The organism is Aeromonas sp. QDB68 (genome assembly GCF_027707405.1).
GTDB classification, from domain to species: domain Bacteria; phylum Pseudomonadota; class Gammaproteobacteria; order Enterobacterales; family Aeromonadaceae; genus Aeromonas; species Aeromonas caviae.
Genome location: NZ_JAPCIQ010000097.1, coordinates 1 through 12,757, shown reverse-complemented (window position 1 = coordinate 12,757; position 12,757 = coordinate 1). Strand labels below are relative to the sequence as shown.

7 protein-coding genes and 2 pseudogenes are annotated in these 12,757 nt (G+C 62.2%); 1 reads left to right on the top strand and 8 read right to left on the bottom strand.

The window, feature by feature from the left end:
- Positions 1-119: 119 nt before the first annotated feature.
- The 4 genes and pseudogenes from PG892_RS19025 to PG892_RS19010 form a co-directional block, all read right to left on the bottom strand.
- Positions 120-1,106, bottom strand: a complete 987-nt coding sequence (locus PG892_RS19025) for an alpha-ketoacid dehydrogenase subunit beta (RefSeq protein WP_052814703.1) — start codon at positions 1,104-1,106, stop codon at positions 120-122.
- Positions 1,103-2,192: pseudogene (gene pdhA, locus PG892_RS19020) on the bottom strand (pyruvate dehydrogenase (acetyl-transferring) E1 component subunit alpha). Before pdhA ends, PG892_RS19025 begins: the two are co-directional and overlap by 4 nt.
- Before the next feature lie 271 nt (positions 2,193-2,463).
- The gene (astE, locus tag PG892_RS19015; protein WP_104454406.1) at positions 2,464-3,483 is read right to left on the bottom strand and encodes a succinylglutamate desuccinylase; all 1,020 of its coding nucleotides are present in this window, start codon (positions 3,481-3,483) and stop codon (positions 2,464-2,466) included.
- Between the two features lie 269 nt (positions 3,484-3,752).
- The gene (locus PG892_RS19010; RefSeq protein WP_010675316.1) at positions 3,753-3,962 is read right to left on the bottom strand and encodes a DUF1127 domain-containing protein; all 210 of its coding nucleotides are present in this window, start codon (positions 3,960-3,962) and stop codon (positions 3,753-3,755) included.
- Positions 3,963-4,493: 531 nt separating this feature from the next.
- Here PG892_RS19010 and PG892_RS19005 point away from each other — a divergent pair.
- Positions 4,494-5,387, top strand: coding sequence for a DNA replication terminus site-binding protein (locus PG892_RS19005; protein WP_113070024.1), 894 nt, complete (start codon positions 4,494-4,496; stop codon positions 5,385-5,387).
- A 78-nt stretch (positions 5,388-5,465) separates the two neighbouring features.
- On the opposite strand, the gene PG892_RS19000 is transcribed toward PG892_RS19005, so the two are convergent.
- The 4 genes and pseudogenes from PG892_RS19000 to PG892_RS18985 all read right to left on the bottom strand — a co-directional run.
- Positions 5,466-9,302, bottom strand: coding sequence for a DEAD/DEAH box helicase (locus tag PG892_RS19000; RefSeq protein ID WP_270825698.1), 3,837 nt, complete (start codon positions 9,300-9,302; stop codon positions 5,466-5,468).
- Positions 9,303-9,520: 218 nt separating this feature from the next.
- Positions 9,521-10,174 (bottom strand): YceH family protein, encoded by a 654-nt coding sequence (locus tag PG892_RS18995; RefSeq protein ID WP_039040218.1) that lies wholly within the window; start codon positions 10,172-10,174, stop codon positions 9,521-9,523.
- 262 nt (positions 10,175-10,436) lie between these two features.
- Positions 10,437-12,074 carry a PglL family O-oligosaccharyltransferase gene (locus PG892_RS18990; protein WP_270825697.1) on the bottom strand — a complete coding sequence of 546 codons (1,638 nt, stop codon included), beginning with the start codon at positions 12,072-12,074 and terminating at the stop codon, positions 10,437-10,439.
- A gap of 168 nt (positions 12,075-12,242) precedes the next feature.
- A pseudogene (locus PG892_RS18985) lies at positions 12,243-12,674 on the bottom strand (YjbH domain-containing protein); the annotation flags it as partial.
- Positions 12,675-12,757 lie beyond the last annotated feature (83 nt).

Sequence of the window (12,757 nt, the reverse complement as noted above, 5' to 3'; positions counted from 1 at the left end):
ACCAGCGGGGCTGACGCCCCGGCGAAATTCCCCTCCCACCTACGTCGGAGGGAGTCCCCTTTCGCATTTAAGATGGAGCCCTGTGGCCCAGGCACTTGCGCATCCGTACCTGTCGTGCGTCATAGCCACTGGTTCTCCATCAGTTGCCGAGCCGCCTGCGCGATCTCCTGCTCGGTGATGAGGTAATACTCCTCGTTGCGATAGTAGGGGACGGCGGCATCCACGCCGGTGAGGCGTCTTGGCGGCGCCTTGAGGGCAGTCATCGCCTCTTCGGTCACCTGGGACACGATTTCGGCACCCACCCCGAAACTGCCACAGGCTTCGTGTACTACCAGCAACCTCCCGGTCTTGCGTACCGAGGTCAGGATGCTCTCCATGTCCAGGGGTTTGATGGTGGCAAGATCCAGCACCTCGCACTGGATGTCCTGCTCCGCCAGCAGGTTCGCCGCCCGCATGACTTCCTGGATGCAGGCTCCCCAGGCCACCACAGTGATGTCCCGGCCGGGACGCAGGGTAAAGCAGACATCCAGCGGCAGGCCGATGCCGTCATCCACCACATCCGACTTCATGGAGCGATAGATGCGATCCGGCTCGAAGAACATCACGGGATCCGGATCCCGAATAGCCGACAGCAGCAGGCCGTAAGCTCGCTTCGGGCTCGAAGGGATAACGACCCGCAGCCCGGGGATATGGGCAAACAGGGCCTCGACGCTCTCGCTGTGGTGCTCGGGCGAATGGATGCCGGCACCATAGGGGGAGCGGTAGACGATGGGACAGGTGACACGGCCACGGGTCCGGTTTCGCATCCGTGCCGCCTGGCAGATGATCTGCTCCATGCCCGGGAAGATGAAGCCCTGGAACTGGAACTCGGCCACGGGTTTGAGCCCCTGGGTCGCCATGCCCACCGCCACCCCGGCGATGAGCCCTTCGGCCAGCGGCGTATCGATGACCCGCTTGAACCCGAATTTATCGCGAAGCCCCACGGTGGCGCGAAACACACCGCCGTTGACCCCCACATCCTCCCCCAATACCACCACATCAGGATCGCGTGCCATCTCGTGGTGCAACGCCAGATTGATCGCTTCGAGCAGCGTGATATCGCTCATAGTCCCTCCCCGCTCTGCTGCATGCCCTTGGCGATGATGCGTTGGCGCTGGGCAAGATAGGCCTTCGGCAGCTCGGCAAACTGGTAATCGAGCAGGGTCTCCGGCGCCTGGGGCGTGATGGCCTCGTAGGCGTCAACGGCGCGTTCCACTTCCCGGCCCGCCTCTGCCAGCAGTGCCTGTTCCTGCTGCTCATCCCACCAGTCCCGTTCAAACATGAACTGGCGCAGCCGCTTGACCGGTTCCCTGGCCCAGTGCCGCTTCCACCTCGGCGCCGTCACGATAGCGAGTCGCATCATCGGCGGTGGTGTGATCCCCGAGCCGGTAGCTGACGGCTTCGATGAGCGTCGGCCCCTTGCCGCTGCGAGCCCGCTCGACGGCAGCGCGGGTCGCCTCATAGACCGCCACCACGTCATTGCCGTCCACCTGGAGGCTGCGCACCCCGGCCCCGATACCCTTCTGGGCCAGGGTGGGCGCGCTCGACTGCAACTTGCGCGGTACCGAGATGGCCCACTGGTTGTTGTTGATGATCATCACCATGGGGAGATGCCAGACACCGGCACAGTTGAGCCCCTCAAGGAAATCTCCCTTGGAGGTGCCGCCATCGCCGATGGTCACCACGGCGACCCTGGGCTGGTTGCGCAGCTTGAAGGCGGCCGCGATGCCGGCAGCATGGGTGATCTGGGTGGCGATGGGAACGCAGATGGGCAAGTCTTCCGACAACTCGCCATCGGCCTTGTAGAAGACGCTGCCACGCTCGTCCCCGCCCCAATACTGCAGGTTCTGCTCCATGGGCACGCCCCTCACGTAGAGAGTGGGCATGTCCCGGTAGTAGGGCACATAGACATCCTCTGGCTGCATGGCGAGCCCGACACCGATCCCCACCGCTTCCGCCCCGAGATGGGAGGGAAAGGTGCCGAGTTTGCCGGTTCGCTGCAGTGCTATCGCTTTCTTGTCGTAACTGCGCACCATCACCATGTTGCGGTAGAAGGTGTGCAGCATCGCCTTGTCCAGCCAGGTCGGCAGTGTCGCGACCGGGCGCCCCTCCTCATCGAGGTAACGAAGGAAGGGGATGTCGACATGGGTCATAACTGGCTCCTTGCCGTTGTCAGCGTCACCACCATGAGGTGACATTTAAAATGTAAACAACATGTTAACCAAAGGGCAACGAGATTCACCCAGGTAAGACCAGTAGAAACTTCTTTTATTTTCGAAGGTAATCGGAACTTTCGGCGAGCAGAAACAAAGAAGGGAGCCTGTTCAGGCTCCCTGTCATATCGAGTTCGGGATCACGCCCATCACCGTCATGCTGCTTGCCACCGCCCGTGGCGCAGGTTCAGCATGAGAAAAAGGCGTCAATTCACTCCCACAAACGGGTGGGTACTACCAGCAGCATGGTGCGCTGTCCGATGGCCACGTTGGCGTTGGGGAAGACCACCGCCTCCCGCGCTTTCTCTACCCTGTATTGCCGATCCCCATCTTCTGCCAGCACAAAACCCTGGGGAAATTCGGTGAAATTGTCCACATCGCTGGCAAACAGGAAGCGGAACTGCTCCGACTGCTTGTTGATCACCCGATCTATGGCAAAAAGGGTGAAGTCATCGGCTCGCCATGGCTCGAGGGCCACCTCATCCCGGGTCACCAGCTCCTGCAATGTCTGGCGCACCTCGATGAAGCGAGTCATGTCGTTTTCACCGAAAGGCCGCACCTTGCCCAGCTCCACCGTAAAGGCATGGGCGCCGTGCTGGTGCGAGCTGTAATAGCTGAAGGTGGTAGTCGGGCCGCTCGAGAGCAGTATGGTGCGCACGCCGCAGGCACCGAGGAAACGTACCTGCTCCTTGCAGTGGGGGCGTTCGTGGGGGAAGGGATAGACGGCAAACTTCTCGTGGCGCGAGCCGCGAATGGCGGTATGCAGATCGTAGTGGTAACGGGGCCTGCCCGAGTCGGCAAAGAAGCGGCTCACATACTGCTCCAGACGCATGGCGCGGATGCGCTCCCGGTTGCACAGCCCCTCCCCCTTGCTGTGGGCGCCCGAGAAGAGGCGGTTCATGTTCTCTTCCACCTCCCTCACCCCCTGGTTCATGGCGGCGGGGTTGCCAAAGAGGAAGAGCACCCGGTGACGAACCTTGAGCTCCTCTGCGAGCAACCGGGTCAGCAACTGGTTGCAGATCTCGATAGGGGCGGTCTCGTTGCCGTGGATGCCGCAGGAGAGGACGATGTCCTTGTGCCCGGGTTGCCCCGCCTCGGAAGCGGGTTCCAGGCAGATCACGCCGGTATCCCACACGCTCACCCGGGTACCGTCGGTCAGATTGAAGGCGAAAGGCTCGAGCTGCCACTCATGGCGGCGCGTCAGGGCCAAAAAGTCATGCTGGGGAATCATCCGTCTCACCCTTTAGTCTGGAATGCCATGGCCGGATTATACGCAAGGCAACCGGGCTTAAAATCAGTTTTTAAACAAATTCAAACAGTAAGGATACAAAAGTGGCGAGAATGAGTGACAACTCATGCAACAGGGTCAAGCGGGGGGAAACACGGGAGAGGGAAATCAGTGAACGGGTATCGGCAGGTGAAGGCAGCATGCCTTCGGCAGACTGGTGGGCATCATGCCCCTGGTATCAGCAGAAAAACAAGGCATCCATGCCCGGCTGATCAACCACGCCAGAACGGCTTGGTGGTCTCTTGATAGCGGTCGGCTTCGTTCAGACCGATGTCCTTGAGCAGGTAGGCGGGCAGCTCGGAGAGCTGGCGACGGCTGCGGCTGCGTTCCAGCCAGGTCAGGACGGTCATCTTGACGCGAGCAACCAGATTCGATTCGCTGGAATGCTGGTAACCGGCTTCGGTATAAGTCATGTTGGCCATGATATGGCTCCTCTCTCTAGTTCTGCGCAAGGCTCGGATTTGATGCGCAAAGCTTAGTCAGGGCCGGGAGGTGCCTCAATTGACGAATTTTGATACATGACATTAGTAAAAGTAATGGTTGATATCGCTAGGGCAATAACCATAACCATATGATTTTAAAATGAAATAATGCTGAAACTTTCCCCCTGGCAGCCTGACAGCATTTTCTCCTGCGCCACCCACTTCTAACTATGCACTTTCCCACGCTAGCTATGCACGGCACGACGACGAGCCAGCAGGGTGCAAACTCTCGACCACCAGATTTTGTTAACAAGTAGATCGCAACAAGATCGTTATTTAACAAAAAGATACGAACAGGCAACCTGAACCGGATGCCCCCATGTCACCCCCATCGTCAGGGTGGCACCGGACACTTGGCACCCTGCCATCATACTGGTATGGTTATTTATACAGTGGTTTATCATGCTGCCTCCCCACGTTGTCCCGATACCATGCTGAACAGGGGGAGCGGCACACACACAGGATCTGCCGATGGACACCTTTACCCCCACCGCCGCCCTGCGTCAACAGATGGCCCTGCTGGAGGCGTCGCTGGCACGCCTTGCCCGGCAACTGGGCCAGCTCGAGCTGCTGGAGGCTCATGTCTATCCCCTCCCGGCCGTGGCCCAGGGGGAAGAGCATGAGCCCATCGAGGCCATCGAGGTGGGCTATCTCTCGGGCGAGGCGGCCCTGGCCGCCACCCTCGCCGCCTTTCAGGACCACAGCGCCCGCCCCGGCTGCTCCACCAAGGCAACCCACCGTCTGCCCGGCTGGCTGCGCTTTCCTGCCGCCTGCGCCAGGGAGTTGGCACCCGTCATCGAGGAGATCAACGCGCACAAGCTCGCCTTCAAGGCCATGGTGCAGGCGGCGGGCGGGCGGGACGAGAAGTTCGAGCTGGTGCACGGCGCCCTGCCCGGTGTCATCACCCTGCAGGTCTATCGCAAGCTGACCTGGCTTCAGGGGGATCTCCATTCGCTGGGCTTCACCTGGGCCGACAAGCAGAGCATCAGCCGCCTCAGCCGGGAGCAGGTACTGGAGATGCTGGAGCGAAGCCGCCGGTATGTACCGGCGCTCTTTGACAACGAAGAGTGGAGCAAGATGGTGGATCAGGAGGTATACGACATTCGCCGCCTGCCGGCGGATGCGGCCCTGCGGATCCGCAGGCCGGTCAAGACCCACCCCATGATCAACCTGCTCTGGCAGGACCGGGAGCCCCGCAAGCAGCAGATCAAGGCGAGCCTTCCCCTGCTGCTCTGCTCCGATACCCAGCCGGCCGTCACCCATCTGGGCCACTACCCGCCCAAGCTGCGCCAGGCACGTCGGGATCGCAAGATTGGCGGTGACCCCATCATAGAGCGGCTGCACCTCTACCTCTATCAGGGGTAGCGCAGGCTCGGCACCGCCACAAACGACAAGGGGAGCATCACAGATGCTCCCCTTGTCACATCGAGCGACAGCCCGCCGTCAGCTCATCAGCAGTGCCCGCAGGCTCTCCACATCCAGCCCCTTCACCTCGGACTGGCCGCTCAGGAGGCCGTCGGCCAGTGCCCGCTTCTCGTCGTGCAGCGCCACTATCTTCTCCTCCACCGTCTGCTCGCACACCAGGCGATAGACGGTCACCGGCTGGGTCTGGCCCATGCGGTGCGCCCGATCGCTCGCCTGATCTTCCACCGCCGGGTTCCACCAGGGATCGAGGTGCAGCACGGTGTCGGCCTGGGTCAGGTTGAGGCCCGTCCCCCCCGCCTTGAGGCTGATGAGGAAGAGTGGCACCGTTTCGTGGCGAAAACGAAGGATGGACTCCTGACGGGACTTGGCCGAGCAGCCCCCATCCAGATAGCAGTAGTCCCACTGCCGCTGTTCGATACGGCTGCGCAGCAGGCTCAGCAGATCGACAAACTGGCTGAACACCAGCACCCGGTGGCCACCATCGATGGCTTCGTCCAACAGCGCCATCGCCTCGTCCAGCTTGCTGCTGGTCTGCGACCACTCCGGCATCACCAGCTGGGGGGAGCAGCAGAGTCGGCGCAGCCGGGTCAGGCCGCTCAGCACATGCATCAGGGCACGGCCATCGGCGCTTTGCACCTGCTGCACCACCTCGCGCCGGGTCGCCTCGTAGAGCTGACGCTCCTCGGGAGAGAGGCTGATGTGATGGATGATCTCGGTCTTGTCCGGCAGCTCCGTCAGCACCTGCTGCTTGAGGCGGCGCAGGATGAAGGGGCTGATCACCGCCCGCAGCATCGCCATGTGCTGTGGATCCTTGACCGCCTTGCCAAAGCGGCGCTTGAACTCCCCGAGGCTCCCGAGCAGGCCGGGGTTGATGAAGCTGAACAGGCTCCACAGCTCCCCCAGATGGTTTTCGATGGGGGTGCCGGAGAGGGCGAGACGAAAATCCCCGTCGAGCTGGAACAGCAGCTTGGCGCGCTGGGTACCGGCATTCTTGATCTGCTGTGCCTCGTCCAGCACCATGCTCGACCAGCGGCGGGACTTGAGCGCCTGGGAGAGACTGCCGAGCATGCCGTAGTTGACCAGGACGATCTGTCCGGCCCTGGCCCCCTGGATCAGGGTCTCCCGCTCGGCGGGATGGTCGAACACCACCACCTCGAGCTCGGGGGCAAAGCGGGCCACCTCCTCCTGCCAGTTGGTGACCACTGACTTGGGCACCACCACCAACGCCGGGCCCAGGTGCTGGCGCATGCGCAGCACGATGAGGGCCTGCAAGGTCTTGCCAAGGCCCATGTCATCGGCCAGACAGGCGCCAAAGCCGTGATGGGCCAGGGTAGCCATCCAGCGTACCCCCTCCTTCTGATAGTCCCGCAGCGCCGTCAGCAGCTCGGGGGGACAGCTCACCTCCTGCTGCCACTCCTGCTGAAGGTTCTGCCAGGCGGCATCCCCCTCGGTGGTGATGACGGAGAGCAGGCGGGCCAGCGGATAGGCCAGCTTGTTGTTGATACGCTGCTCGTCGTCCAGCATGGCGCCAAGCACGGTGAGACGTTCAACCAGCTTGTCGCTCAGCATCAGGCTGGTCTTATCGTCGAGCTGCACCGTGCGCTGGCCCGGGGTCAGCTGTCGCAGGATGAGGCGAAGATCGAGGATCTGATGCTCGTCCAGCGAGAGCTCTCCTTCCACCTGGAACCAGTCCTGACGCCGCTCGATACGCAGGCTCAGGGCTTCTTCATCGAGGCTCTTGAGGCGGGTGCTGTCCTGGTGCCAATGTACCACCACACCGGCGTCAACCAGCTCTGGCAGGGCGTTGACCAGGGTGAGTGCCTGCTCGCCGTCCAGCTTCCACTCGTTGCCGGGCAGGCCGATGGGCAACTGGTTGCGAAGGCGCTGGGCCTCGTCCTTCTCGGCAGCCAGATCCCGCTGCCAGTAGTGATACTCCAGGATACCCTGGCGCACAATGGCCTCCCCCTTGCCCAGAGGCAAGGGAGGCAGGTCCCCATCCCGGGTCACCAGCTGGACCACGAGCTGCCCCTCCTGCCAGTCGAGCAGGACGGAGGGAACGCCGGGCCAGGGGGCCAGCTCGGCATTGCCCCTGAGGCCCGCCACCTGGCTGTGCCAGGGGAGATCGGGGATCGCATCCAGCGTGCGTTGCAGCTCCTCGAGCCCGGCCGGCGGCAATGCCGGAATGGCCTCCAGGACCGGTAGTCTGTCCAGCAGCGCCTGCGGTGTCAGAATAAGCTGCCACAAATCCTGAGCAAGAGGGACGATGTGCGCACCACGGGCGGCGGGAGCAGGGTTTAGTCTGGCACTCATGCCCTTCCCGCTCTGTACCAGTTGCAGCAGAGGGGCACTGATGGCCAGTTGCAGCTTCTGCCCCTTGGCATTGAAAAGCCGAGGATGGTTTGCCAGGGGCACCCAGGCATCTCGGGGCAGCTTGTCCATGTTGCGCGGCAGGGTACGCACCAGTGCCCAGTCCGCCTCATCCAGCAGGCTGGCGTACTGGGTGGAAAGCAGGGCAGGATCGACCCTTCGCCCGGCGGTCCACTCCCCCTTGGTACTCTGCTTCTGGATCTTGCACTCAAGCTCTGGCCCCTCCGCGTGGAGCAGCCAGACCAGCCGCTCCCGAGGCTTGCGCACCCCACTCGAGCGTCCCAATCCCTGCAGCCAGTTGAGCCAGCTTGCCGAGGCGGGGGCCTTGCCTTCCCCCTCGGTGGCATCCTCTTCCTCTCCTTGAGCAGGACGCAACGCGCGCAGGGGCCAATGGGCGGCCTCCCGGCCAAGCAGGAGTCGCAGCAGATCCTGGCAGAAGACCATCAGGCGATGCCGGGGCTCGGCGTCCAGCACGTGAGAGAGGTCCCACTTGTGCAAGATGGTCACCTGGGGGCTCTGCTCGCCATGGCGCGCCAGGGCGCAGAGATCGAGCCAGAGGTAACCCCAGTGGAGCTCCTCCAGCGGCAGTTGCAGGGTATCGAACAGGCCGACCGCCTGGCCGTGGCGATCACCGGCCCACTGCCCCAGCAGATCGGCCAGCAGGGGGGAGTGATTGCCCAGACTGCGCTGCCACTTCTTGCGCTGCTCGCTCCCCTGCACCGGATCTGCCTGTTGCAACCAGCCGAGCCAGAGCAGGGCGCTGAACATCCGGGGCCAGGGCGACGCCTCTTGCCCCTGCCACTGGCCAAGCGCCCCCAGCAGCCGCTCGGCCAGGGGTTGCTCATCCCCCTGCTGCGCCAGTTGTTGCAGTGCAGGCCAGTGAGTGGTTACCTCGCCGCCAAAGGGGCCGCAGAGCCACTCCCATTCTTGGGCGCGAGCCTGGATCTGGCCAGAGAGCGCCGGGGAGCAGGAGGCGACCAGCGTTGCCAGCGGCCAGCCCTCGTCAGGCTCTGCGTCAAGCAGGGCCTGCAGGGCGAAGTGCTCGAGCAGCAGGGCCTGCCAGGCGGGGCTGGAGCCTGCCAGCAGGCGGGGAGCATCGGGGAGATCCAGGAGGCTCAGGAGCTCGGCACTCTGGTAATAGGCCGGGATCTGCCCCGCCTCCCCCAGACAGAGCTCGCGCACCACCTCCTGTGCCCGCTCCAGGCCCGTGACCGAGGGGATGCGGGACCACTGCGGCATGGGGCACTCCCCCGCACGCACCGCCAGGATCAGGGTCAGGGTTCCCTCTGCCGTCAGACTCCACTGCTGCTCCGTTCGTTGACGGACAAGCCCCCACTGCTGCAACTGATCAAGGGTGTCGAGCAGCGCACACCCGGGTGCGCCCGGGGCATAGAGGGTGTCTTGCAGGTAACGAGTGCTGGCGGCACGCTGCAATTGCAGCTCGCACAGCAGGGCATGGCAATCTGAAGAGAGGGTGAAGGCTGACATCAGAACTCACGGGCAAGTGCAAAGGCGGAATTTTAACGGGAAAGCGGCGGCGGCTCGACCCTTAAGCGCGAAATAGTGCAAAAAAGCTAGCTCCTTTGATGGGTACGCGAGCGACAGGGCTGACAGGGCACTCGCCCCTGCCACCGGGCAACGGGCCGCAGGAGGGGCGCGGTCATCAAAAAAGGCGCCGCAGCGCCTTCTGGAACCAGATTGTTGGCTCAGCCTTCCAGCCGGGCCAGACGGGCTTCCAACCCCTGCAACTGCCCCTTGAGGTGCTCGACCTCTTCTTCGAGCGCTGCCAGTCTGTCTGCCGCCGGTGACACAAGGTTGCCAGCGGGCGCCGCGTCGGCCAGCGCCTGCAGATCCACCTCGCCACTGAACAGGTGCGCGTAGCGGGATTCCCGCTTGCCCGGCTCACGGGGCAGCTTGACCACATAGGGCCCCCGTTCGATGAGGGTGGCCAGCACGGCATCCACTTCGGTCACATCGTCAAAGCTGCACAGCCGGTTGGTGCGCGAACGCAGCTCACCCGGGGTCTGCGGGCCACGCAGCAAGAGTTCGCAGATAATGCCGAGCTCCTGGGCCGAGAACTTCAGCTCACCGAACTCGGTATTGCAGAAACGATGCTGATAGCGGGGCACCCGGGCGTTGAAACCGGCGGTATTAACCACCAGACGGCGGCGGATCAGCTCGTCGATCACGGCACGAATATCCAGCTCGGCGAGCTCCAGCACGGGTTCCCGGTTGCTCTTCTGGTTGCAGGCATTGACCAGTGCATTGAGCGAGAGAGGGTACTGATCCGGCGTGCAGATCTCTTTCTCAATCAGGCAGCCGATCACGCGGGCCTCTAATGGGCCTAGTACTATCTCCATGTCATACTCCCTTGCCAAACAAGACGTTAAGACGGTTATCTTAACCAAGGCGCTTGCGCCGTCCAGCAGATAACCCCATTTTTGCGAGCCGATGAAACCCTTGCTGCAACCTTGTACAGCAAAACGGTCGCGGTGCGCGGGCGAGGTGAACGGATGGCCGGGAACCTCTTTGGCAACAAGCCCCTCCCCCTTCAACGAGGCGGGCACAAGAACCATCACGGCCGCAAAGGCGGCCGTGATGGTAGACAGATTGAAACGGCCCTCACGAAGAGGGCTTGCGCTCCAGGGTCGCGGCCACCTTTCTTGCGGCCGACACGGTGAGCAAAGGCTCACCCGGATAGAGCATCAGGGCGCTTGCCCGCAGGTTGTCGGCCTCCGCCGTGCGCCCCAGGGCATTGAGGGCGATCACCATGTTGGCGTAGATGTTGGCCCTCGGGGTATGGCGCACAAAGGCCTGCCCCCAGTCGAGGTAGGCTTCAAGCTCCGCCTTGTTGTTGGCCTGCAGACCGACCATGAGGCGCACCGCGTTCACGTCGAACTCCACACGGGTCAGCCAGGCCATGGGGTTCACGATGTCGAGCAGGAGCGCAGGCTGCTTGTAACCGCCCCGCTCATACTTGGTCACCACCCAGGCGGTATGCATGGCGGTTAGCATGAAGGGGATGACGATCAGGGGAATGGCGATGGCCATGAAGCGCAGCAGCAACCAGGGGCGGCACAGATGGTCGCGCCAGTTGCCGTAGTCTTGCTCCTCCACCTCCGCATCCATCGCATACAGGAGCAGCAGCAGCGCCCACCACAGGGCGATGGCGTGGTAGAAGGGGTACTCGGTCTGGGTGTGCAGCAAGATGGGGGTCACCAGTGCAAGCAAGGCGGCGCCCTTGACCCAGCCCGCCCGGCTCAGACGCCACAGTAGGGCACCGCCCATCAGCACCATGCCCAGCATGGGGGCCAGGCCCCCTTCCACCGCCCAGTAGAGAAACTCGTTGTGGGGGTGATCCAGGTTGTACTCGATCTGTACCATGGCCGGATTCAGCGCCTTGTCGGCCATGTAGTGATGGAGAAACACCGACTCGAAGCTGCCATAGCCCCAACCGGTCCAGGGCATCTGAGCAATCAGCTTGGCGGCATAGGGCCAGTAGATGGAGCGCATGCCGCCTGATTGGTAGATCTCGAGCCCTCGTCTTGCTCCAGCCATCAGGTATTGCGAAGCCAGCCCGATCAAGATGCCCAGCGCTACCAGCGTGAGCATCCTGCCCAGCAGCCGCTCACGACCCAACTGGGCAGACAGCAATAAGAGAGCCATCATGCCGCCCAGTTGCCCGACCCGCGATTGCAAGATGACCAGCAGCAGGGAAGTGATCAGGATCACCCCATAGCGCAGCCCCTTGAGCCAGGGGTTGGCATCACCGCGCAGCTCCAGCCAGATGGCCAGTGACAGGCCGGTCGCCATGAAGCTCGCCATCACGTTGGGTTGCTGGAAGATGCCATAGGGGCGGTTGGCCTGGGTGTCATACCCAATCCAGTTGCCCGGCACCAGCAGGTAATACTGCACCAGGCCGAGCAGCGCCTCGATGGCAACGGCCCCCAGCAGCAGATAGAGCAGCCTGTCTCGCGCCTCGCGGTCGAATCGCCACTGATAGAGGCTTGCCAGAAACAGCAGGCCGGCAAACAGCCCCAGCAGCCGGGGAATGGCATAGTCCTTGAGCTCGAATCCCGGATAGGCCATCGGCAGCAACAACAAGATCCCCCCCAGCCACTGGGCCGTCAGCAGCGGCGAGACCACCAGTCGCTGGCTGAGGGTCACATGCCACAGCCCCAGCGCCATCACCAGGCTGGCGAAGATCCAGCCCCAGGCATTGAACGGCAGATAGAGCCCTGCCCCGCCCGGGTTGTGCATGAAAAAATGCATGCCAAGCAACCAGTACAAGACTGATGTTCCCCAAAAAACCTTATGAACCAAACTGCACTCTCTTCCCATTTATGCCTCATCATGCATAAAAAAAGCCGTGACAGTAAAAACACTATCACGGCTCATTAGACTAACGAATCAATACCGAGAAGAGCCTTACAACGGCAAACGTTCAGTCATGTCATACAAGGTATGGCTTCGGCTGAGCATCTGCCCCCCATCTCTTGTCAGAGGAACCCATCCAATTGTTCCCTTGGATGTTGTGGGACGAATCAACATCAAGTCGAAGGGAACTGTAATATAGATGCCCTTGGTAAAACTGCCTTCCCCGTACTCTTCGGCCGACACATCCGTCAAGGTCGCGTATGCTCCCATCACAATCCCGGAGTCAAAGCGCTTGGAAAAATCAAACGTGGCCCCCAGGTCACCAGCCAGATAACGCCCGACAGCTACCTTGGCAGTGACATTGTCCATGAAAGGCAACTGCCAATAGCCAGTCAAGTGACCCGTAGCAACGTCGTAATCAGCCATCTTCAGGGTGTTGTTCCAATCACGCTGCTTGACCCAGTTGGTATCCAGACCCAGAGCCCATGACCTGTCTCTTGATCAGATCTTGATCCCCTGCGCCATCAGATCCTTGGCGGCAAGAAAGCCATCCAGTTTACTTTGCA